Annotated in this window: 23 protein-coding genes; 19 read left to right on the top strand and 4 right to left on the bottom strand. The window is 44.1% G+C overall.

Annotated features, from left to right (window positions below):
- Positions 1 to 11: 11 nt before the first annotated feature.
- The 14 genes from lnt to rlpA all read left to right on the top strand — a co-directional run bounded on the left by lnt (position 12) and on the right by rlpA (position 15201).
- Positions 12 to 1541: an apolipoprotein N-acyltransferase gene (lnt, locus tag Xish_RS13510; protein WP_099118282.1), complete on the top strand. Its 1530-nt coding sequence runs from the start codon at positions 12 to 14 to the stop codon at positions 1539 to 1541.
- 419 nt (positions 1542 to 1960) lie between these two features.
- Complete coding sequence (locus tag Xish_RS13505; RefSeq protein ID WP_141553983.1) at positions 1961 to 2848, top strand: amino acid ABC transporter substrate-binding protein; 888 nt, start codon at positions 1961 to 1963, stop codon at positions 2846 to 2848.
- Between the two features lie 117 nt (positions 2849 to 2965).
- Complete coding sequence (locus Xish_RS13500; protein WP_099118280.1) at positions 2966 to 3706, top strand: amino acid ABC transporter permease; 741 nt, start codon at positions 2966 to 2968, stop codon at positions 3704 to 3706.
- Positions 3707 to 3709: 3 nt separating this feature from the next.
- Complete coding sequence (gene gltK, locus Xish_RS13495) at positions 3710 to 4384, top strand: glutamate/aspartate ABC transporter permease GltK (protein ID WP_099118279.1); 675 nt, start codon at positions 3710 to 3712, stop codon at positions 4382 to 4384.
- Positions 4384 to 5109 carry an amino acid ABC transporter ATP-binding protein gene (locus Xish_RS13490; RefSeq protein ID WP_099118278.1) on the top strand — a complete coding sequence of 242 codons (726 nt, stop codon included), beginning with the start codon at positions 4384 to 4386 and terminating at the stop codon, positions 5107 to 5109. Before gltK ends, Xish_RS13490 begins: the two co-directional genes overlap by 1 nt.
- 198 nt (positions 5110 to 5307) lie before the next feature.
- On the top strand, positions 5308 to 7890 hold the full coding sequence (gene leuS / locus Xish_RS13485) for a leucine--tRNA ligase (RefSeq protein WP_099118277.1): 2583 nt from the start codon (positions 5308 to 5310) through the stop codon (positions 7888 to 7890).
- A 32-nt stretch (positions 7891 to 7922) separates the two neighbouring features.
- On the top strand, positions 7923 to 8483 hold the full coding sequence (gene lptE / locus Xish_RS13480; protein WP_279625631.1) for an LPS assembly lipoprotein LptE: 561 nt from the start codon (positions 7923 to 7925) through the stop codon (positions 8481 to 8483).
- Positions 8480 to 9511, top strand: a complete 1032-nt coding sequence (gene holA / locus Xish_RS13475; RefSeq protein ID WP_099118276.1) for a DNA polymerase III subunit delta — start codon at positions 8480 to 8482, stop codon at positions 9509 to 9511. Before lptE ends, holA begins: the two co-directional genes overlap by 4 nt.
- 88 nt (positions 9512 to 9599) lie before the next feature.
- Positions 9600 to 10268 (top strand): nicotinate-nucleotide adenylyltransferase, encoded by a 669-nt coding sequence (gene nadD / locus Xish_RS13470; protein WP_425275034.1) that lies wholly within the window; start codon positions 9600 to 9602, stop codon positions 10266 to 10268.
- A 94-nt stretch (positions 10269 to 10362) separates the two neighbouring features.
- Positions 10363 to 10689: a ribosome silencing factor gene (gene rsfS, locus Xish_RS13465; protein WP_074018466.1), complete on the top strand. Its 327-nt coding sequence runs from the start codon at positions 10363 to 10365 to the stop codon at positions 10687 to 10689.
- A 2-nt stretch (positions 10690 to 10691) separates the two neighbouring features.
- Positions 10692 to 11162 (top strand): 23S rRNA (pseudouridine(1915)-N(3))-methyltransferase RlmH, encoded by a 471-nt coding sequence (gene rlmH / locus Xish_RS13460; protein ID WP_099118274.1) that lies wholly within the window; start codon positions 10692 to 10694, stop codon positions 11160 to 11162.
- A gap of 36 nt (positions 11163 to 11198) precedes the next feature.
- Entirely contained in the window at positions 11199 to 13109 is a 1911-nt protein-coding gene (mrdA, locus tag Xish_RS13455; protein WP_244186053.1) for a peptidoglycan DD-transpeptidase MrdA, read from the top strand.
- A gap of 16 nt (positions 13110 to 13125) precedes the next feature.
- Positions 13126 to 14238, top strand: coding sequence for a peptidoglycan glycosyltransferase MrdB (gene mrdB / locus Xish_RS13450; protein ID WP_099118273.1), 1113 nt, complete (start codon positions 13126 to 13128; stop codon positions 14236 to 14238).
- Between the two features lie 12 nt (positions 14239 to 14250).
- Positions 14251 to 15201, top strand: coding sequence for an endolytic peptidoglycan transglycosylase RlpA (gene rlpA, locus Xish_RS13445; protein WP_099118272.1), 951 nt, complete (start codon positions 14251 to 14253; stop codon positions 15199 to 15201).
- Here rlpA and Xish_RS18675 read toward each other — a convergent pair.
- Positions 15185 to 15322 (bottom strand): hypothetical protein, encoded by a 138-nt coding sequence (locus Xish_RS18675; protein WP_167383269.1) that lies wholly within the window; start codon positions 15320 to 15322, stop codon positions 15185 to 15187. The two genes, rlpA and Xish_RS18675, sit on opposite strands and share 17 nt — an antisense overlap.
- A 56-nt stretch (positions 15323 to 15378) precedes the next feature.
- Between Xish_RS18675 and dacA the strand changes: the two genes are divergently transcribed.
- Together dacA and ybeD are read left to right on the top strand one after the other, a co-directional pair.
- A complete protein-coding gene (gene dacA / locus Xish_RS13440; RefSeq protein ID WP_099118271.1) occupies positions 15379 to 16587 on the top strand; it encodes a D-alanyl-D-alanine carboxypeptidase DacA in 1209 nt (402 codons plus the stop codon).
- 109 nt (positions 16588 to 16696) lie between these two features.
- A complete protein-coding gene (gene ybeD / locus Xish_RS13435) occupies positions 16697 to 16960 on the top strand; it encodes a DUF493 family protein YbeD (protein ID WP_099118270.1) in 264 nt (87 codons plus the stop codon).
- A 118-nt stretch (positions 16961 to 17078) separates the two neighbouring features.
- Here the strand turns inward: ybeD and Xish_RS13430 are convergent, their stop codons facing one another.
- Complete coding sequence (locus Xish_RS13430; RefSeq protein ID WP_099118269.1) at positions 17079 to 18002, bottom strand: siderophore-interacting protein; 924 nt, start codon at positions 18000 to 18002, stop codon at positions 17079 to 17081.
- Positions 18003 to 18191: 189 nt separating this feature from the next.
- The gene (locus Xish_RS13425) at positions 18192 to 19652 is read right to left on the bottom strand and encodes a TrkH family potassium uptake protein (protein WP_099118268.1); all 1461 of its coding nucleotides are present in this window, start codon (positions 19650 to 19652) and stop codon (positions 18192 to 18194) included.
- 170 nt (positions 19653 to 19822) lie between these two features.
- Between Xish_RS13425 and lipB the strand changes: the two genes are divergently transcribed.
- The 3 genes from lipB (at position 19823) to crcB (ending at position 21956) form a co-directional block, all read left to right on the top strand.
- The gene (gene lipB / locus Xish_RS13420; RefSeq protein WP_425275032.1) at positions 19823 to 20470 is read left to right on the top strand and encodes a lipoyl(octanoyl) transferase LipB; all 648 of its coding nucleotides are present in this window, start codon (positions 19823 to 19825) and stop codon (positions 20468 to 20470) included.
- Positions 20471 to 20588: 118 nt separating this feature from the next.
- The gene (gene lipA / locus Xish_RS13415) at positions 20589 to 21554 is read left to right on the top strand and encodes a lipoyl synthase (protein WP_099118267.1); all 966 of its coding nucleotides are present in this window, start codon (positions 20589 to 20591) and stop codon (positions 21552 to 21554) included.
- Positions 21555 to 21569: 15 nt separating this feature from the next.
- Positions 21570 to 21956: a fluoride efflux transporter CrcB gene (gene crcB, locus Xish_RS13410; protein WP_099118266.1), complete on the top strand. Its 387-nt coding sequence runs from the start codon at positions 21570 to 21572 to the stop codon at positions 21954 to 21956.
- A 60-nt stretch (positions 21957 to 22016) separates the two neighbouring features.
- Here crcB and cspE read toward each other — a convergent pair whose 3' ends face one another.
- Entirely contained in the window at positions 22017 to 22226 is a 210-nt protein-coding gene (gene cspE, locus Xish_RS13405; RefSeq protein WP_047769142.1) for a transcription antiterminator/RNA stability regulator CspE, read from the bottom strand.
- Positions 22227 to 22290: the final 64 nt, after the last annotated feature.

Genomic DNA, 22290 nt, shown 5'->3' with positions numbered 1-22290 from the left:
ATAGGATCTGGATGAACAAAGCCTCATTAATAAGTTGCCAGCGGCTACGTGCTGTGCTGGCACTTTTCTTCGGAGCCAGTGGAACACTGGCTTTTTCACCTTTTGATTTCTGGCCTGCTGCACTTGTTTCCCTTTTCGGCCTGCAAATCCTTTCCTTGAACAGAACAACCCGTCAAGCTTGCTTTATTGGTTTATGCTGGGGTCTTGGCTTATTTGGCAGTGGTGCACATTGGGTTTATGTCAGTATCGCCGATTTTGGCGGCATGCCAACCGCTATCAATATATTTTTGGTGATCCTGCTATCTGCCTATCTTGCCCTTTATCCTGCTCTGTTTACTGGTTTATTGAACCGCTTTTTTCCAGCTTCTAATAGTATCAGGTTGGTTATTGCCAGCCCGGCGCTGTGGCAATTGACAGAATTCTTGCGTGGCTGGGTGCTATCTGGGTTTCCTTGGTTGCAGTTTGGTTACAGCCAAATTGATGGCCCGATGAAAGCTATTGCGCCTATTTTGGGTGTAGAAGGTATTACTTTCTTGCTGATGATGATCAGCGGACTACTGGTTTTTGCTGTCACTCAGAAAAAAATTTCCGCAACTGTCTTCGCCATTATCCTGCTGCTGTTACCGTGGACAATGAAGCGCTACCAGTGGTATACCCTACAGCCAGAAAAAACCACTAATATCGCTTTGGTTCAAGGGAATATTCCTCAAGCCATCAAGTGGGACCCCGCTGTTCTAGGGAAAACGTTAGATATTTATTTGGATAACAGCCGTCCTTTCATTGGTAAATCGTCAATCATCATCTGGCCGGAATCGGCTATTCCTGATTATGAATATCATCAAAGTGATTTCCTGACTAAATTGGATATCGTGTTGAGGAAACACAATACCAGCTTAGTCACTGGCGTTGTGGACGCCCGACCGACATTAGAAGGTTATAAATTCTATAACAGCATTATCGTATTGGGGGATAAGACACCTTACCAATATCCGGCTCCCACCCGTTACGACAAACATCATCTGGTACCGTTTGGTGAGTTTGTGCCTCTGGCATCAATACTGCGGCCACTAGCACCTTTATTCAATTTGCCAATGTCTTCTTTTAGCCAAGGTAATTACATCCAGCCTCAACTTTCTGTTGCCGGACACAATATTACTGCCGCTATCTGTTATGAAATTATTTTAGGTGAACAAGTACGTGATAATTTCAAACCTGACACAGAGTTCCTCCTAACCGTTTCTAATGATGCCTGGTTTGGACACTCCATTGGCCCTTGGCAGCATTTCCAAATGGCACGGATGCGCGCTCTTGAACTAGGCCGTCCTCTGCTAAGAGGAACGAATAATGGTGTTACCGCAGTAATCAACCCTGACGGCTCCATTCAGGCTGAACTGCCACAATTTACTCGACAGGTATTGGAAGCCACAGTAACTCCAACCACAGGAATAACACCTTATTTTCGCTTCGGAAATTGGCCAATATGGGGAGCAAGCGTCCTGTTTTTCATCTTTGCCTTTATAAAAAAACGTCGCAAAAATTAATTTTCTATTTTCCTTTAACTAAATGTTAATAATAGTCAGGGCATAGTACTTATGCCCTGATTTCATTTAATCATCGATTTAATCACCGAAATAATAAAAATTTATACCATATATCACCACAAATCACCCACAAAAACAAAATATTATTTTAAATAGATCAAAGTGTGAACAATATTCGATATTATTCGCGTTTTAACCACACATAAATGAAATTGTTTATTTATAGTGCGATGCGGGTCGCGAAACAGAAACATTATGGTTTCAAAAAAGTAACACTTTGAATTATTTTTTTACATCACACAAACAAAACAACCCAAAAAATCGTTCCGACAGTCTTATTTATGTAGAAACATGCAAAAGCACAATTATCTATAAGAAAATCCAATTTCACAAAAAATAGCCAGATAAAGGAGCTGTATATGCGTAAGTTGATATTAACCATGATGTTACTTAGCGCAGTTGGGGCTGCCCATGCTGAGGAATTGACAGGAACACTGAAAAAAATCAAGGATAATGGCATTATCGTTGTTGGACACCGAGAATCTTCTGTTCCATTCTCTTACTACGATAATCAACAAAACGTTGTTGGTTATTCCCAGGATTATTCCAACCTAATCGTTGATGCCGTCAAGAAAAAGCTGGATATACCTAATTTGCAAGTTAAGCTGATCCCGATTACCTCCCAGAACCGCATTCCCCTGCTGCAAAACGGTACTTTCGATTTTGAGTGTGGCTCTACTACCAACAACTTTGAACGACAAAAACAAGCGGCATTTTCCAATACTATCTTTTCCGTCGGTACTCGCCTGCTGACCAAAAAAGATTCAGGCATCAAGGGATTTGATGATCTGGCAGGAAAAAATGTCGTTGTCACTTCCGGTACAACCTCTGAAATCCTGTTAAATAAGCTCAATGATGAGAAGCAAATGAAAATGCGGATCATCAGTGCCAAAGATCATGGTGATTCATTCCGTACTCTGGAATCAGGCCGTGCTGTCGCCTTTATGATGGACGATGCCTTGCTCGCCGGTGAACGCGCGAAAGCCAAAAAACCCGATCAATGGATCATTGTTGGCAAACCACAATCGGAAGAAGCATACGGTTGTATGCTGCGCAAAAATGATCCTCAATTCAAGAAATTGATTGATGACGTTATTGTCAAAACACAAACCTCCGGCGAGGCAGAAAAAATGTTTGATCGCTGGTTTAAAGAACCTATTCCACCTAAGAACCTGAATTTAAACTTCTCCATGTCAGATGAAATGAGAGCTTTGTTTAAATCACCAAATGATAAGGCATTGAATTAATTAATCAAAGATCCGATTTAATTGGAAAAACAGGTATGAGGTAGTTGTTTCCTACCTCATTTTTTCCAAATTTAAATTCGATGAATGATAGCTAACCCCATATCAGGAAGTTCGATTATGTCCGCTAACTGGGATTGGGGCATCTTTTTACAAGCTGCCCCTTTTGGTAATACCACCTATCTGGGGTGGCTTATTTCTGGTTTTCAGGTAACAGTAGTTCTTTCCGCCTGTGCCTGGATCATTGCATTCGTTGTCGGCTCATTGTTCGGTATTCTCCGTACAGTTCCGAATAAATTTCTTTCCGGGCTTGGAACCTGTTATGTGGAGTTATTTCGCAACGTTCCTCTCATTGTCCAATTTTTTACCTGGTATCTGGTCGTTCCTGAGTTTCTGCCCAAAAACCTAAGTGATTGGTTCAAAATGGAGCTGGATCCCAATATTCAATTTTTTATCTCCTCAGTCATCTGCTTAGGATTATTCACTGCTGCCCGTGTATGCGAGCAAGTTCGCGCGGCAATTCAGTCACTCCCAAGAGGGCAAAAAGCCGCAGGGCTGGCAATGGGCTTAACTTTGCCACAAACCTACCGTTACGTTCTGCTGCCAAACGCCTACCGAGTCATCATTCCCCCAATGACCTCTGAAATGCTCAATCTGGTGAAAAATTCAGCTATCGCTTCCACAATCGGCTTGGTCGATATGGCTGCCCAAGCGGGTAAATTACTGGATTATTCCGCACACGCCTATGAATCATTCACAGCGATCACATTGGCTTATGTGGGTATCAATCTGGTGATTATGTTTGCCATGAGCATACTGGAGAAAAAAGTACGTTTACCCGGCAATATGGGAGGGCGATAAGAAATGTATCAGTTTGACTGGAGTTCGATTGTACCAAGTTTGCCCTTTCTTCTGGATGGATTGTTGATAACGGCAAAAATTACCGTGACAGCCGTTATTATAGGCATTGTCTGGGGAACCACTCTGGCGATGATGCGCCTCTCATCCGTCAAGGCATTGAGCTGGTTTGCTGCCCTATATGTTAACCTTTTCCGCTCGGTTCCATTGGTAATGGTATTACTGTGGTTTTATCTGATTGTGCCTAACTTATTACAAAATATTCTAGGTATATCACCAAAAACCGATATCCGTTTAATTTCTGCAATGGTAGCTTTCTCACTCTTTGAAGCAGCTTACTACTCCGAAATAATTCGAGCAGGTATCCAAAGTATTTCCCGTGGGCAATCCTCTGCTGCCCTGGCACTGGGGATGACGCAACTGCAAAGCATGAGGCTGATCATACTGCCACAAGCATTTCGGGCAATGATCCCATTGCTGCTAACACAAGGCATTGTATTATTTCAGGATACTTCTCTGGTATATGTATTGAGTCTGACGGATTTTTTCCGTACAGCAACGAATATTGGTGAGCGCGATGGAACCCAAATTGAAATGGTTCTGTTTGCCGGCTTTGTTTATTTTGTGATTAGTTTTTCCGCTTCTATGCTGGTTAACTATTTGAAGAAAAGGACTGTTTGATGATTTCCCTGAAAAATGTATCCAAGTGGTATGGCCAATTTCAGGTTCTTACTGACTGCTCAACTGAAGTCAAAAAAGGCGAAGTAGTCGTGGTCTGCGGGCCTTCTGGCTCCGGTAAATCCACACTGATAAAAACGGTCAATGGCCTTGAACCTGTCCAGCAAGGTGAAATTCAAGTAAACGATACAAAAGTCAATGACAAGAACACCAATCTGGCACAATTACGCTCCAAGGTGGGGATGGTGTTTCAGCACTTTGAACTTTTTCCTCACCTATCGATTATTGAAAACCTGACACTGGCTCAGGTTAAAGTGTTAAAACGCGACAAGAAAGAAGCGACTGAAAAAGGCTTAAAACTGCTGGAGCGAGTTGGATTAACCAGCCATGCAGATAAGTTTCCTGCCCAGCTCTCCGGTGGTCAGCAACAACGTGTTGCCATTGCCCGAGCACTCTGCATGGACCCGATTGCTATGCTGTTTGATGAACCTACTTCCGCCCTTGATCCTGAAATGATTAATGAAGTACTGGATGTTATGGTGGAATTGGCGAACGAGGGTATGACCATGATGGTGGTAACCCATGAGATGGGATTTGCCAAGAAAGTAGCTCATCGCGTTATTTTTATGGATGAAGGTAAAATTGTCGAAGACAGTAAGAAAGAAGATTTCTTTGCCAACCCGAAATCAGAACGTGCTCGCGATTTTCTGGCGAAAATTCTGCACTGATTTTTCCTCATCGGCGGAAGGCAAAACTGCCGCCGATCTTAAATTTCCCCTAAAAATAAGTCATTTTCCGCATTCCTCCTTTAACAAGAGTTGTTGCCCCTATCCCTTATCAGCTATGCTATGGGATCTTTGATTTCATAAACAAACCAAACGCGCTAAAGGCGTAGCTTTATTACTCACCATAGGATTATCGGTGCCATGCAAGAACAATATCGTCCAGAAGACATAGAACAACAAGTCCAGCTTCATTGGCAAGAGAAGCAAACGTTCAAAGTGACAGAAGACAACAGCAAAGAAAAATACTATTGCCTGTCCATGCTACCTTATCCTTCTGGCCGACTACATATGGGCCATGTCCGTAATTACACCATTGGTGATGTGATTTCCCGTTACCAGCGCATGCTGGGCAAAAACGTACTGCAACCTATCGGGTGGGATGCATTTGGTCTGCCAGCAGAAGGGGCTGCGGTCAAGAATAATACCGCCCCAGCCCCGTGGACTTATTCCAACATTGACTATATGAAAAACCAGTTAAAAAAACTGGGTTTTGGCTATGATTGGGATCGTGAAGTCACCACCTGTACGCCAGAGTACTACCGCTGGGAACAGTGGTTTTTCACTAAATTGTACGAAAAAGGTCTGGTATACAAAAAAACGTCCGCCGTTAACTGGTGCCCGCATGACCTGACTGTTCTCGCGAATGAGCAGGTTATTGATGGCTGCTGCTGGCGTTGTGATACCCAGGTTGAGCGTAAAGAGATCCCACAATGGTTCATCAAGATCACCGATTATGCCGAAGAGCTACTAAACGATCTGGATAAACTGGAAGATTGGCCAGAACAGGTCAAAATCATGCAGCGCAACTGGATTGGCCGTTCTGAAGGCGTCGAAATCACGTTCAACGTTGCTGACAATCAGGAAAAACTCACCGTTTATACCACACGCCCGGATACCTTTATGGGAGCGACCTATGTCGCTGTAGCGGCGGGTCATCCTCTGGCAAAACAGGCAGCGGAAAATAATCCTGAATTAGAGAAATTCATCGACGAATGCCGTAATACCAAAGTTGCCGAAGCTGATATGGCAACAATGGAGAAAAAAGGTATGCCAACCGGCATGTTTGTCATTCATCCATTGACCAACGAAAAACTCGCTATCTGGGTTGCCAACTTTGTCCTGATGGAATACGGCACAGGTGCGGTGATGGCTGTTCCAGGACACGATCAACGTGACTGGGAATTTGCCACTAAGTACAACCTGCCAATAAAAGCCGTTATTCTTGATAACGATGGCAATGTACCAAACGTTCAGGAAGCGGCTGTTACTGATAAAAATTCACTGGTCAATTCCGGCGAATTCAGTGGCCTGAACCATGAAGAAGGCTTCAATGCTATCGCAGACAAACTGGTTGCAATGGGTGTCGGACAACGTAAAGTCAATTACCGCCTGCGCGACTGGGGCGTTTCTCGTCAACGTTATTGGGGTGCGCCAATACCAATGGCAACACTGGAAGATGGCACCGTTGTTCCTGTTCCAGAAGATCAATTGCCGGTAATTTTACCAGAAGATGTCGTGATGGATGGGATCACCAGCCCAATCAAAGCTGATGCTGAATGGGCCAAAACAACCATCAATGGCCAGCCAGCACTGCTTGAAACCGATACCTTTGATACCTTTATGGAATCCTCATGGTATTACGCACGCTATACCTGCCCAGATTATGATCAAGGTATGTTAGATCCGGCTGCGGCCAACTATTGGTTGCCAGTGGATCAATACATCGGTGGTATTGAACACGCTATCATGCACCTGATGTACTTCCGTTTCTTCCACAAATTGATGCGCGATGCGGGCATGGTCAACTCTGATGAACCTGCTAAGCGCCTGCTGTGCCAAGGCATGGTTCTGGCTGATGCCTTCCACTACACTGGCAACAGCGGCGAGAAAGTCTGGGTATCTCCGACTGATGCCATTGTTGAGCGTGACGAGAAAGGCCGTATTGTAAAAGCAACGGATAAAGACGGTCATGAACTGGTTTATACCGGCATGAGCAAAATGTCGAAATCCAAGAACAACGGTATCGATCCACAAGTTATGGTCGATAAATATGGTGCAGATACCGTTCGTCTGTTCATGATGTTCGCTGCACCACCAGAACTGACTCTGGAATGGCAAGAGTCTGGCGTGGAAGGTGCTAACCGCTTCCTGAAACGTGTTTGGCGTCTGGTTTATGAACACAGCAACAAAGGAACAACCCAACCACTGGATGTCAGCAACCTGACGCCAGAACAAAAAGATCTGCGCCGTGATTTGCACAAAACCATCGCGAAAGTCACTGACGATATTGGTCGCCGTCAAGCGTTCAATACTGCCATTGCGGCCATTATGGAGCTGATGAATAAACTGACTCGCGCACCACAGGAAACAGAGCAAGATCGTGCTCTGATGCAAGAAGCAGTCACTGCGATTGTACGTATGCTTTCACCTATTACACCACACGTTTGCTTCGTCATGTGGAAAGCACTGGGTAATGAGGATGACATTGACACTGCGGCATGGCCACAAGCTGATGAGCAGGCAATGGTAGACGATACTAAACTGGTCATTATTCAAATTAACGGTAAGGTTCGTGGTCGTATTACGGTACCAGCAGATGCAACAAAAGAATATGTCCAAGAGATGGCAATGCAAGAATACGGTGTGAAGAAATATCTTGAAGGCGTCAGTATCCGCAAAGTCATCTATGTTCCAGGTAAATTACTGAATCTGGTTGTAGGTTAATAATAGTAGGTTGATAACAGGAGACCCCATTTGTGGTAGAAAATAATCTACGACGTTATATTTGCATGATATTGATCGGGTTAGCGGTGCTAGTCACCGCTGGCTGCGGTTTTCATCTTCAGGGCACAACACAGGTTCCAAAAGAACTGCAAACATTGCAATTAAGCTCTGGTGACCCTTATGGGCCTCTGGCACGGGCAGTACGCCAGCAACTTCGGCTGAACGATGTCAAAATTGTTGAAAATGGTGATGCTTCTGTACCTATCCTGAAACTGGTTAGCTCTGATGAAAACAAAGAGACAGTGTCTATCTTTCTGGATGGTAAAGCGGCTGAACGTCTGTTGGTACTGAATGTTGATGCGCAAGTTCTGATGCCGGATGGTAGCATCTATCCATTGCAGGCAAAGGTCGATCGTTCGTTCTTCGATAACTCTTTGGAAGCACTGGCAAAAGATGCAGAAGATGAACTGGTTAAACAGGAAATGCGTGAACAGGCTGCCCGTCAGCTTATGCGCCAATTGCTGACCGTCCATAGTGCAGAACTCCTGAAAGCCGAGGCAACCCAAAAAGCTGCGGCTAAACAAAAGCAATGATCCGACTGTATCCTGAACAACTCCTTTCGCAGCTCAATGAAGAGCTGCGAGGCAGCTACCTGTTGTGGGGCAATGAGCCATTACTATTGCAGGAAAGTCAAGACAGTATCCGTAAAGTGGCTGAACAACATGGTTTTATGGAACATTTCACTTTCACATTGGATAACCATACCGATTGGGATGAGATTTTCGGCCTGTGTCAGTCACTTAGCCTGTTTGCCAGTCGTCAGTCTCTCAACTTGCTGCTGCCAGAAAATGGCCCAAATGCCGCAATGGCAGAGCGGTTAACCAAACTGTCAGGGTTACTGCATTCAGATATCTTACTGATATTACGTGGACACAAACTGACTAAAGCACAGGAAAATAGCCCGTGGTTCAAAGCGATTGGGCAAAATGGGGTATATGTCAGTTGTTTGACACCTGAGCAAAATCGCCTGCCACAATGGGTGGCACAACGTGCCAAAAACATGGGGCTATTACTGGAAAATGAAGCCAATCAATTACTCTGCTATTGCTATGAAGGAAACCTATTGGCAATGGCTCAGGCTCTGGAACGCCTTTCTCTGCTCTATCCTGATAATCGATTGACACTTCCTCGCGTAGAAGAAGCGGTCAACGATGCGGCTCACTTTTCGCCCTATCATTGGATTGATGCTTTGCTGGCAGGAAAAGTAAAGCGGGCATGGCATATATTGAAACAGCTCCGGCAAGAAGATACCGAGACAATTATTTTACTCCGTACTATACAGCGGGAGTTAATGCTGCTCCTGGTACTTAAACGTCAATATACGACCATCCCTTTGAAGACTTTGTTTGATCAACACAAGATTTGGCAAAATCGCAGGACATTGTTATCAACCGCATTACAGCGCCTGTCACAACAAGAACTACAATCTGCCATACATTTGTTGACTCAGATGGAACTACGCGTCAAACAGGATTATAGCCAATCCATTTGGGCTGACCTGGAAACGCTTTCCATGTTGTTATGCGGAAAACCATTACCAGAGAGCTTCCTGAATGCTTGAATCTATTGATCCAATCAATATCGATCAAGATATTGATTCAACAAATATTGCCTCAAACAATGCCTCAAACAATGCCCCAATCAATGCCATTGATTCTGCAACCAATGGGAATGCTCCGGTTATTCAGGCTTTATTCGGTGGCACATTCGACCCTATCCATTACGGTCATTTGCGTCCTGTGGAAGCATTGGCTCAATTAGCAGGACTCAAACAGGTCATCTTATTACCGAATCATGTCCCCCCGCACCGCCCTCAACCGGAGGCAACCTCCCGGCAACGACTGGAAATGGTTCGTCTGGCGGTGCGAGATAACCCTCTATTTACCGTGGATACCCGTGAGCTGGAGCGACAAACGCCTTCTTACACAGTAGAAACCCTGAAATCCTTTCGTCAGGAAATCGGCGAGCAACGTCCATTGGCATTCATCATTGGTCAGGATTCATTACAAACTATTCATACCTGGTATAAATGGAAAGAATTGCTCAACATTTGTCATCTGTTGGTCTGCTCCCGTCCGGGTTATCAAAGTCAACTTTCAGCTCCTGGTATGCAATCGTGGTTTGAAAAGCACAAAACTGATTCTCCACTCCCACTGAGCCAAAAACCACACGGTTATATTTATCTGGCCGCCACTCCGTTGTTAAACATTTCAGCAACGGATATTCGCCAGCGCCACCAGCAAGGGATAAATTGTGATGATTTGCTTCCCCCATCGATACAAAATTATATCGATTCACAAGGGTTATATAAGAAATAACAAAACCATGCGTGATTTGCAGCTAACTCGCTTACTTTTATAGAGATTGGCATGCTATTATTCTGCGTTACTTAACCAATTTTATGAAATAAAGGTGATCCTTTTGCAAGGCACAGAATTACAACAATTTGTTATTGATAAACTTGAAGATTCCAAAGCACAGGATATTGTTTCTATAGACGTTCGTGGAAAATCCAGTATTACTGACTGCATGGTTATCTGCACCGGAACATCAAATCGCCACCTGATGTCTGTGGCAGATAATCTGGTGGATGACTGCCGCCAAGCCGGTATTATGCCTTTAGGTGTTGAAGGGCAAGGCATTTCAGACTGGATAGTCGTCGATCTCGGCGAAATTATGGTCCATGTAATGCAAGAAGACAGCCGCCGTATGTACGAACTGGAAAAACTCTGGAGCTGAGTTTGAAGTTACAACTGGTCGCTGTAGGAACAAAAATGCCGGACTGGGTACAGACCGGCTTTATGGATTATTTGAGTCGCTTTCCCAAAGATATGCCTTTTGAGCTTATTGAAATTCCAGCGGGAAAACGGGGCAAAAATGCTGACATCAAGCGCATTCTGGAAAAAGAAGGTGAACAGATGCTGGCTGCCGTTGGTAAAGGTAATCGTATTGTGACTCTGGATATTCCTGGTTCTCGTTGGGATACCCCACAATTAGCACAACAGCTTGAACGCTGGAAGCTGGATGGCAGAAATGTCAGTCTGTTAATTGGCGGCCCTGAAGGTTTAGCCCCTGCCTGCAAAGCAGCCGCGGAACAAAGCTGGTCACTTTCTCCTTTAACCATGCCGCATCCTCTTGTACGGGTTTTGGTTGCGGAGAGCCTTTATCGGGCGTGGAGCATCACTACTAACCACCCTTATCATCGGGAATAAATTGGGTAATCTGACACCGTGAATTCTGGCAATGGGATGAAGAATCAACGACCCCCTTTTCGCGATCATTCGGCTGAATCAGCCTTATTCATACGCCGCGCATTCGTGGCGTTTATAGGCATTATTATTTTAACAGGCATCCTATTTGCCAATCTTTATCATCTCCAGATTACACGCCACGAAGATTACCAGACCCGATCGAATGGAAATCGTATTAAACTCGTTCCCATAGCCCCAAGCAGGGGCATCATTTATGACCGTAATGGTACACCGCTGGCAACTAACCGAACTATTTATCAGTTAGAAATCGTGCCACAAAAAGTCGCTGATCTTGATAAAACATTAAATGAGCTGCGCTCTGTCGTCGGGCTGACTGATGAAGATATTGAAACCTTCAAAAAAGAGCGTCAACGCGCACGCCGTTTTACCTCTATTCCTCTAAAAACATCATTAACCCCAGTTCAGGTTGCTCGGTTCTCCGTTAGTCAATATCGTTTTACGGGACTGGAGATCAAAGGCTACCAACGTCGCTATTACCCTTACGGCTCCGCACTCACCCATGTGATCGGCTACGTTGCTAAAATCAACGATAAAGATGTAGAACGATTAGAAAAAGAAGGCATTTTTGCGGATTATGCTGCAACCCACGATATCGGAAAACTGGGTATTGAACGTTATTACGAATCTGTCCTGCATGGCAAACCAGGTTATGAAGAAGTCGAAGTCAACAACCGCGGTAAAGTGATCCGCCAGCTACATGAACAACCACCACAGGCTGGTAAAGATATTTACCTGTCAATCGACTTAGAGCTACAAACCTATATTGAAGAGATACTGACGACCAGCCGCGCAGGTGTTGTTGTTACCGATCCTCGTACGGGAGAGGTTTTGGCTATGGTGTCCAACCCAAGCTATGATCCGAATCTGTTTGTCTACGGTATTTCGAGCCAGGATTATAAATCTCTGCTCAATGACCCCAATCGCCCCTTAATTAACCGAGCCACACAAGGTGCTTATCCACCAGCATCAACGGTGAAGCCTTTTATTGCCGTTGCAGCCCTTAGTAGTGATGTCATTACAAAAAACACCACAATCAATGATCCTGGCTGGTGGCAACTGCCAGGCTCAGAAAAGCGTTACCGTGATTGGAAACGCTGGGGACATGGCAAGCTGAATGTGCATAAATCGATTGTTGAATCGGCAGATACTTTTTTCTATCAAGTCGCCTATGATATGGGTATCGATAAACTGTCAGAATGGATGACAAAATTCGGCTATGGTCAATTCACTGGTATCGATCTGAAAGAAGAAAATCCCGGCAATATGCCTACCCGTGAATGGAAACTCAAACGCTATAAAAAACCGTGGTATCAAGGCGATACGATTTCCGTTGGTATCGGTCAAGGATACTGGACTGCAACCCCTATGCAGATGGTAAAAGCCTTAATGACTTTAATTAACGATGGCGTAGTGAAAACACCCCATTTCTTGATGAATACTCGCGTTAATGGCGAAATGCAACCCTACCTGCCCCCAGTCAGCGAACCTATTGGGGATATTCATTCTGGGTATTGGGAAATTGCTAAAGATGGTATGTATGGTGTTGCCAATGCTCCAAATGGCACAGCGCGCAGAGCTTTTGCCGGTACACCATATAAAGCGGCCGTTAAATCAGGTACTGCTCAGGTTTTCAGTTATGAAACCTACAATGCGAGTAAACTTGCTGAACATTTACGTGACCATAAGCTAATGATTGCTTTTGCGCCTTATGACAACCCGACGGTTGCCGTTTCCATCATTCTTGAAAATGGGGGATCTGGGCCGCCTGTTGGCACTATTGTTCGTCAAATTCTGGATCATATTTTACTCAGGGACAACAAAAACGCCTCTCCTGCCAGCTCCTCTGCTGAAACAGGAGTCAATCAAGCTACCCAGAACAGAAACTAATTAATTGAGTAACACCATGACAGACTCATCAAACAAGGTTCCTTTCTGGACCCGACTACATATCGATATTCCATTACTGCTATGCGTTCTGGCATTACTGGTCTACAGCCTTTTCATTATGTGGAGCGCCAGTGGGCAAGACATTGATATGATGGAACGAAAGATAGGACAGGTCATCATGGGGTTGATTATGATGCTTGTCTTGGCTCAGGTTCCTCCACGCATGTACGAAAATTGGGCGCCTTATCTCTATATTGTCTGTGTGGTTTTGCTCATCTTCGTTGATGTTTTTGGGCAGATTAGTAAAGGAGCGCAGCGCTGGCTGGATCTGGGCATTGTACGTTTCCAGCCGTCAGAAATTGCCAAAATCGCGGTACCTTTGATGGTGGCTCGTTTTATGAACCGAGATCTCTGCCCACCTTCGCTGAAAAATACGGGCATTGCGCTAGTTTTGATCTTTGTCCCTACTCTACTGGTAGCAGCACAACCCGATTTAGGCACCTCTATCCTGATTGCCTCTTCTGGGATATTCATCCTATTTCTGGCGGGAATGAATTGGAAACTCATTGGCATTGCCGTTTTACTGCTTGCCTGTTTCATCCCAATCTTGTGGTTCTTCCTGATGCATGATTACCAACGCGCCCGCGTTATGATGCTATTAGACCCAGAAAGTGATCCATTGGGTAAAGGCTACCATATCATTCAGTCCAAAATTGCTATTGGCTCAGGAGGAATGTTTGGAAAAGGCTGGTTACAAGGCACTCAATCACAGTTGGAATTCCTGCCGGAGCGACATACCGACTTTATTTTCGCCGTTCTGTCGGAAGAGCTGGGATTAATTGGCGTCCTGGTTTTGCTCGTTCTCTACTTGCTGGTTATTATGCGTGGATTGTTTATTGCCACCAAAGCGCAGAACACATTTGGCCGAGTCATGGTCGGAGGGTTAGTACTGATTTTCTTTGTCTATATTTTTGTCAATATCGGCATGGTAAGCGGTATCCTGCCGGTAGTCGGTGTTCCCCTGCCGTTGATTAGTTATGGGGGATCAGCATTAATTGTCTTAATGGCGGGGTTCGGCATTATCATGTCGATACATACGCATCGTAAATTATTGTCCAAAAGCTTATGAGGAAGAAGTTTCATGCGTCAACAATGGCTTATACTTAGCATCGTAGCTGTACTAATATCAGGTTGTACCATAACCGATAACAATCGGACATCTTCTCTTCCCCCTGTTCCGACTCGTGATGTTCTGGGCGCTGAGCCTCAATATGAGCCTTACCATCCAAGTGCCAATCGAGATTATCAGCGGGACGGGCAAACCTATCACATCGTGCAAGATCCTGCTCACTTTACTCAGACAGGCTATGCCAGTTGGTTCGGTGAAGAATCCAATGGAAAACTGACAGCAATTGGTGAACGGGCGAGTCCCTATGCTTTAGCGGCAGCACACCCGACACTCCCTATTCCAAGTTATGTTCGTGTCACCAACTTAAGCAATGGACGCATGATGATTGTCAGGGTCAATGATCGAGGCCCTTACAATAAACCTGGAAAAATCATTGAATTATCTCATGCAGTAGCAGAGCGGCTCAATTTGATGCCACAAAGCAAAGTGAAATTGGATGGCATTCTCGTTTCACCTGATGGTTCACTTTCCGGTTTGGGAACCGAAGGAGCAACGATTGTTAAAAAAAGCTTTGCCTTACCTGAAAGACCTAATCTTATTTCTCAATCTCAATCATCAGCGCCTCCTGCTGTAATGAGCAACTCTGTTGACGAAGATACAGTGAAGCAGTCAGCGGCTGAAAATACAACGAACCAGCCTGTCACGCCATCTTCCACTACATTACCTGCTCCTGAACCAACAAACGGTTACATGGTGCAAGTAGGCGCAATCAGTGCTGAACAAAAGGCCAAAGAATGGCAACAATCATTGAGCCAGCGCTTTAATGTTCAAGGGCGTATTATCCAATTTGGTAACGTCTATCGCGTCCAACTGGGGCCATTCAATAGCCGCCAGCACGCTATGGAATTACAAAAAAAATTGACAGATCAGATGCATCAATCCTCGTTTATTGTTGCTCCCTGATCCATGCGCCACAATCACGATAACGCGAGATAAATAGCATCACCACCTGCTGATATTTTCCTGTCAGCAGGCAGATAAATCTGCTGTACTCAATTTTGTTTAATGTCAGCTTTTTTTTCATTTGTTATTATGTCACTTATTATCAATCCCTCTCTCACGGATGTTATCTAATCAATCATGAAATACATAGTTACTTCCCGTTTTATTAAAAGAGCCACGTTAGGCATTGTTCTGGCTGCCAGCGTTTCCGCATCTGCCTACGCGGATGATAATTTCAAAACCATGATCCCTGGTGTACCAGAACTGGATTCAGAAGCCTATATTCTGATTGATTACAACTCAGGAAAGGTATTAGCCGAAAAGAATGCAGATATCCGCCGCGATCCCGCAAGTCTGACCAAAATGATGACCAGCTACGTTATTGGTCAGGCCATCAAATCAGGAAAAATCAAACCGGAAGATATCGTTACTGTAGGTAAAGATGCCTGGGCAACGGGTAATCCGGTATTTAAAGGTTCATCTTTGATGTTTTTAAAACCGGGTGATCAAGTTTCTGTCGCTATGCTTTCCCGCGGTATCAACTTGCAATCTGGCAATGATGCATGTGTTGCTATGGCTGATTATGTGGCAGGCAGCCAAGATGCATTTGTCAGTTTGATGAATCAATATGTGCAAAATTTGGGGTTGAAAAACACCCATTTTCAAACTGTTCATGGTTTGGATGCCAACGGTCAATACAGCTCTGCCCATGATATGGCTTTGATTGGCCAGGCACTCATCCGCGATGTGCCAGATGAATACGCTATCTACAAAGAAAAAGACTTTACTTACAATAACATTCATCAGCCTAATCGTAATGGTTTGCTATGGGATAAGAGCCTGAGTGTCGATGGCATCAAAACAGGCCATACCAGCGGCGCAGGATATAACCTTGTTGCTTCTGCTACCGAAGGCAATATGCGCCTGATTTCTGCGGTGATGGGCAGCCCAACCTCCAAAGGGCGTGAAACCGACAGCAAAAAATTACTGACCTGGGGTTTTCGTTTCTTCGAAACGGTTTCACCACTGCAAGTTGGTAAAGAATTTGCGTCAGAGCCAATTTGGTTTGGTGATACTGATAAAGTCCAACTGGGTGTTGACAAAAATGTTTACCTGACTATTCCCCGTGGCCGTTTGAAAGATCTGAAAGCCAGCTATGTATTGGACAATACCGAACTGCATGCACCGCTTGCTAAAAATCAAGTTGTTGGAACTATCAACTTCCAGCTTGATGGTAAAACCATTGAACAACGTCCACTAGTTGTGATGCAGGAAGTAAAAGAAGGGGGCTTCTTCAGCCGCATGATTGACTACATCCGACTGATGTTTCATCACTGGTTTGGCTGATCTCTTGAAAGCCAGATATTGAGCCTATATTAAATCAGATATCGTTAAAAATTAGCACGCCACGGCAAATCAACCTCTATGCCGTGGCAAATATATTTTAGGAGCGCCCATGAAAACAAAATTAAATGAACTGCTTGAGTTCCCCTGCTCATTCACCTACAAAGTGATGGGTTTGGCTCAAGCTGAGCTGGTGGATCAGGTTATTGAAGTGGTTCAACGCCATGCACCGGGCGATTACTCCCCTGTCGTGAAACCCAGCAGCAAGGGCAACTACCATTCCGTGTCCATTACCATCAATGCAACACATATTGAGCAAGTGGAAACGCTGTATGAAGAGTTAGGCAATTTGGAATTGGTACGCGTTGTGCTGTAATCATTCCTGCTTCTAGGTTTGTGAAAAAGAAACTCACATTCGCACTCAAACCAATGCAGCCAAACCGATATACTGCTGTCGGGCAGACAGCAGTATACACATTGACTTTCAAAATGATTCAGGAATGATTATCTTTCGGAGACTTAGCCCAATACGCCATAAAATTAATTAATGTCCGATCCAAATGACATTCTTGCAGCAAATAGCGGCGTAGATTTTTTACAACAGAGGATTCCGCTGCAACCCAACCATAAAAATGGTTAGCCTGATCTCCATTTTCAGCCTTTTCCCATATTGTGCCATCTGGTGCAACAGTTTCAGTCAAGGGCTGTTCTTCAATCAGCGCTGATGTCGGCAGGATAATGTGTTCACGTACTGCCTCCAGCAGACGTTCGCCATATCTATACCCTCCTTTAACCTCACGAGGCAACCAAAATACATCGGCGAATTTATATTGCGCTATATTAATGCAATCCTCTGACTTGGGAACTTCAAAAAATGCCTGTACATCAGGTGGATTCTCATTTAGTGATAGTTCCTCAAGTATCCCCAATGCCGCAGGTAAAGCCGTCTCATCCGCAATCAACAACACCTGACGAACCTGTGCCGGCGGCTTCCACTCGCAGCCATCTGCCCCATTTATTGAGCCAGCATTGGAATCAACTTTCGGGGCGACAATCTGTAAAGGAGCGCCTGGATTAGCCTGCTTCAACCAATTGGATACCGGCGTATTTTTACCATGTAAGACAAACTCTACATCCATCTCATTATCTTCGATGCGTAGCGCCCTTAATGTGTATGTTCTCATTACAGGACGTTCTTCTTTAGGGATAGACATGTAGTTACTGTACCAGTCTTTTCCCTCTTTTATCTGTAATGAAGGATTACTTGCCTGAGGGAATAATAGCTTAATTCGTTGATCAGGTGCATGCTGCCGCATTTTATGCACTTCAGAACCTTCGAAAACACAACGCAGAATAGAGGGTGATATCGTAATACGTTCTTTCAAGAACAAGTTAAAAATAGAGTAAGTTGAAGACATAATATTATATTAACAAACAGGTTTGTTATCCCCTTGATTGATAAAATATTATACAACTTAGATCAGGTAGTAATTCAAATCAATATAATAATGATAATTATTTCTATTAACCATTAAGGATATTCCGAAACGACCGTCAATATTTGCAAAACAGAAACCTAAAAAATGATAAATGGGAGAAATTATCACTCAAAAACGCCAAAACGCTTTTGAACATAAAATCAGTATTGGGTAAATTTCCAGCCTTCCCAACAACATAGCTGCACACATCATCCATTTCGCTATAGGATCAAGATCACCGAAGCCTTGCACCGTCGCGCCATATCCTATCCCCATGTTATTAATACAAGCAGCAACAGTGGCAAATGAAGTTATCAAATCATAACCAAGCAAATTCAATGCCCAGATAAAGAAACAACTAAAAAAAACATAGAGGAAAAAGAACCCCCAGACAGAGCGCAGAACTCTTTCCTGAACTACAGATTTGCCAATTTTAATCGTCGAGATGGCATTTGGATGAATGAGCTGGTTAACCTCACTCACACTCTGTTTTGCCAGGATCATAAAACGGAGGGCTTTAATACCTCCGCACGTTGAGCCCACACAGCCACCAAAAAAACTCACTGCCAGCAATAGTAATATTGTATGGGGAGGCCATTGAGCGTAATCAGAAGTCGCCAAGCCATTATCCGTCATCATGGAGCTGGTCATGAAAAAACCGTGAACAAAGGCTTCTGTTACGCCATACATGCCTGAACGGTATAATTCTAACCAGATAATGACAACTATCGCCGCCAGTACCAGTAAGAAAAATTGTAATTCAGCATTTTTTAGCAACGGTTTTAAGCTCCTGCGCGTCAGGGCAACAAAATAGAGCGTAAAATTGACTGCTGACAGAACTGAAAAAATGCCTCCCACCATTTCAATGGCTGCGCTGTCGTAATAGCCAAGACTCTCATTGCGGGTAGAAAATCCCCCCAAAGAAACCGTTGAAATACCATGACAGATAGCATCAAACCACGACATTCCTGCCCCCCAGAAACTGGCCGAACAGAGTCCACCCAGTAACAAATAGACTACCCACAAGCTCTTGGCACTGTCCGCAAGCCGTGGAGTCAACCGCTCTTCTTTGAAAGGACCAGGCATTTCTGATTGATACAGTTTAGCGCCACCAATGCCCAATAAAGGCAAGATGGCAACGGCAAGGACGATGACACCCAAGCCACCAATAAAATTAAGCTGAGCGCGATAATAGAGCACGGACTTAGGCAGGGATGAAACATCATTCAATACTGTAGCTCCGGTGGTTGTAATGCCAGATATTCCTTCAAACATTGCATCCACTAGATTAATGTTTAAACTTTTGTCAAGCACAAAAGGCAACGCACTAAGCAATGAGAACAACAACCAAAAAAGTACAATGATAAGAAATCCATCTTGCGTACTCGGCTGCGCCTTGATTTTACGGGTAAAATACCAGCCTATTCCACCTGTAACCAAGCCAATGACAAATGTCTCAAAAAAAGCAAAAGCACTTTTTTCTTTATAAAACAGAGCCACAAAAGTCGGTAGCAGCATTGAGAGGCTATAAAGGAGCACCAGAAAACTACAAAGATGCCCAACAATCAGAAATTGGTTTTTTTTGACCATTTGTTAGCTCAAAAGGGGATTAAAGGGGAAATCGTCAAAACATATAACTATGATAATATAAAATAAAAATATATTCGTCTAATTAACAATATTATTGTATTAAGGCATTCTCAAACTGGTGGGAATCATCTTACAGCGTTATACTGGCGGGCACTTTTTGTTAATGAATGATGAAATTTCCATTGCAACATAACACCGTTATTTTACGCCAGTTAGGCATTCAGCCCTACGAGCCGGTTTCTGATGCCATGCACCAGTTCACCGAGCAACGTACAGCGGAAACACCTGATGAAATCTGGCTTGTCCAACACGAAAAAGTATTTACGCAAGGTCAGGCCGGCAAAGCTGAACATATACTTGCACCTGGTGATATCCCTGTCGTCCAATCAGACAGGGGGGGACAGATCACTTATCATGGCCCCGGACAGCAGGTCATGTATGTTTTGATTGACTTGAAACGGTCAAAAATTGGGGTGCGTCAATTGGTAACCTCAATCGAAAATACCGTAATCGAAACGTTAGCCCATTTTGGTGTGGGATCATCTGCCCGCCCTGATGCTCCCGGAGTTTATGTCGCAGGTAACAAAATATGTTCCCTTGGGTTACGTATTCGAAAAGGATGCTCTTTCCATGGTCTGGCACTGAATATTGCAATGGACTTGCAACCATTTTTACGCATAAATCCTTGTGGTTATGCAGGAATGCAAATGATCCAACTCAGTGACTTCGTCACCGGAGTGACCGTTGAAGATGTACAACCCATTCTGGTGGAAAAATTCTGTCAGATCTTGGGATTCCAACTCATCGACGAAAGATGATATAATTTTTTAACATTTTTCAAAAAAATTTGAATGGATTTATTTGCCTCGATATTTTTCTCATCACCATCAGGCAGTAAGTCAAAATCTGAAGAATATAACTGGAACCAGCACGATTATGAGTAAACCAATTCAGATGGAACGTGGTGTCAAATACCGCGACGCAGACAAGATGGCTTTGATCCCTGTGAAAACAATCGCCACAGAACGTGAAGCACTCTTGCGTAAACCTGAGTGGATGAAAATCAAACTTCCTGCGGATTCCAGCCGCATTCAGGGTATCAAAGCGGCAATGCGCAAAAATGGGTTGCATTCTGTCTGTGAAGAAGCTTCCTGCCCTAACCTCGCTGAGTGTTTTAACCACGGAACCGCCACTTTTATGATCCTTGGCGCCATCTGTACTCGTCGCTGCCCATTCTGTGACGTAGCCCATGGTCGCCCAAATGCACCTGATGCCAATGAACCTATCAAGCTCGCACAGACTATCCAGGATATGGGGCTGCGCTATGTCGTTATTACATCTGTTGACCGTGACGATTTGCGTGATGGTGGTGCACAACATTTTGCTGACTGTATCACGGCTATTCGTGAAAAAAGTCCATCAATTAGGATTGAAACTTTAGTACCAGATTTCCGCGGTCGTATGGATCGTGCGCTGGAAATTCTGACAGCAACTCCCCCTGATGTGTTCAACCACAATTTGGAAAACGTGCCACGGGTTTATCGTCAGGTTCGTCCCGGTGCTAACTATGACTGGTCATTGAAATTGCTGGAAAAATTCAAAGAAGCACATCCAGAAATCCCGACTAAATCAGGCTTAATGGTGGGATTAGGCGAAACCAACGAAGAAATTTTAGAAGTCATGCGTGATTTGCGTAGCCACGGTGTCACCATGCTGACATTGGGACAATATTTACAACCGAGCCGCCATCACCTGCCAGTGCAGCGTTATGTCAGCCCTGCTGAATTCGATGAAATGAAAGAAGCCGCGTTAGCAATGGGCTTTACCCATGCTGCCTGTGGCCCGTTTGTTCGCTCTTCTTACCATGCTGACTTGCAGGCCAAAGGCATAGAAGTCAAATAATCTGTAGCCACCATCATGATGAATATTATATTTGCTGTATTTATTGGTGGTGGCCTGGGTAGTGTACTACGTTGGCTCATCAGCATCCGCTTGAACACTCCTTCTTCCCCGATTGCCGTTGGTACGCTGACGGCTAATTGTGTTGGCGCATTTATCATTGGATTGGGTTTGGCCTATTTTAACAAAGCCACACATCTCGATCCGATTTGGAAACTTATGCTAACGACAGGGTTTTGCGGTGGGCTAACGACCTTTTCCACCTTTTCTGCTGAGGTGGTTTGTCTATTGCAAGCAGGAAAAATAGGTTTGGCACTGCTCAGCATTTTAGCGAATGTGACCGGTTCATTGTTGATGACAGCACTTGCTTTTGCGGTCATAAACAAAGATCTTATAACTGTCTAAAATTTAATAAGATAAAAAAACCCGTTATCAAAACGGGTTTTCAGAATACGGGATTCGAAATTAGATTGCGACAACGTTTGCAGCAGATGGACCTTTCGCACCCTCAGTAATTTCAAACTCTACTTTTTGGCCTTCAGCCAGAGTCTTGAATCCGCTAGACTGAATGGCGGAAAAGTGTACAAAAACATCTTTACTACCATCTTCTGGAGTGATAAAACCAAATCCTTTGGATTCATTAAACCACTTAACGTTACCTTTAATTTTTGACATTAAAACTTACCTTTAATAAAAAAGACACGAACTCTGTGTCACGTACAGTACAGCAAATAATATA

Source organism: Xenorhabdus ishibashii (genome assembly GCF_002632755.1).
In the GTDB taxonomy this organism is placed as follows: domain Bacteria; phylum Pseudomonadota; class Gammaproteobacteria; order Enterobacterales; family Enterobacteriaceae; genus Xenorhabdus; species Xenorhabdus ishibashii.
Note: the sequence above shows the minus strand (reverse complement) of the source record. Positions and strands in the feature narration are given on the sequence as shown.

Coding starts and splice junctions, on each gene's coding strand:
- lnt (WP_099118282.1), top strand. CDS start 12: ATGAACAAAGCCTCATTAATAAGTTGCCAGCGGCTACGTGCTGTGCTG.
- Xish_RS13505 (WP_141553983.1), top strand. CDS start 1,961: ATGCGTAAGTTGATATTAACCATGATGTTACTTAGCGCAGTTGGGGCT.
- Xish_RS13500 (WP_099118280.1), top strand. CDS start 2,966: ATGTCCGCTAACTGGGATTGGGGCATCTTTTTACAAGCTGCCCCTTTT.
- gltK (WP_099118279.1), top strand. CDS start 3,710: ATGTATCAGTTTGACTGGAGTTCGATTGTACCAAGTTTGCCCTTTCTT.
- Xish_RS13490 (WP_099118278.1), top strand. CDS start 4,384: ATGATTTCCCTGAAAAATGTATCCAAGTGGTATGGCCAATTTCAGGTT.
- leuS (WP_099118277.1), top strand. CDS start 5,308: ATGCAAGAACAATATCGTCCAGAAGACATAGAACAACAAGTCCAGCTT.
- holA (WP_099118276.1), top strand. CDS start 8,480: ATGATCCGACTGTATCCTGAACAACTCCTTTCGCAGCTCAATGAAGAG.
- mrdA (WP_244186053.1), top strand. CDS start 11,199: ATGAAGAATCAACGACCCCCTTTTCGCGATCATTCGGCTGAATCAGCC.
- mrdB (WP_099118273.1), top strand. CDS start 13,126: ATGACAGACTCATCAAACAAGGTTCCTTTCTGGACCCGACTACATATC.
- rlpA (WP_099118272.1), top strand. CDS start 14,251: ATGCGTCAACAATGGCTTATACTTAGCATCGTAGCTGTACTAATATCA.
- Xish_RS18675 (WP_167383269.1), bottom strand. CDS start 15,322: ATGAAAAAAAAGCTGACATTAAACAAAATTGAGTACAGCAGATTTATC.
- dacA (WP_099118271.1), top strand. CDS start 15,379: ATGAAATACATAGTTACTTCCCGTTTTATTAAAAGAGCCACGTTAGGC.
- ybeD (WP_099118270.1), top strand. CDS start 16,697: ATGAAAACAAAATTAAATGAACTGCTTGAGTTCCCCTGCTCATTCACC.
- Xish_RS13430 (WP_099118269.1), bottom strand. CDS start 18,002: ATGTCTTCAACTTACTCTATTTTTAACTTGTTCTTGAAAGAACGTATT.
- Xish_RS13425 (WP_099118268.1), bottom strand. CDS start 19,652: ATGGTCAAAAAAAACCAATTTCTGATTGTTGGGCATCTTTGTAGTTTT.
- lipB (WP_425275032.1), top strand. CDS start 19,823: ATGAAATTTCCATTGCAACATAACACCGTTATTTTACGCCAGTTAGGC.
- lipA (WP_099118267.1), top strand. CDS start 20,589: ATGAGTAAACCAATTCAGATGGAACGTGGTGTCAAATACCGCGACGCA.
- crcB (WP_099118266.1), top strand. CDS start 21,570: ATGATGAATATTATATTTGCTGTATTTATTGGTGGTGGCCTGGGTAGT.
- cspE (WP_047769142.1), bottom strand. CDS start 22,226: ATGTCAAAAATTAAAGGTAACGTTAAGTGGTTTAATGAATCCAAAGGA.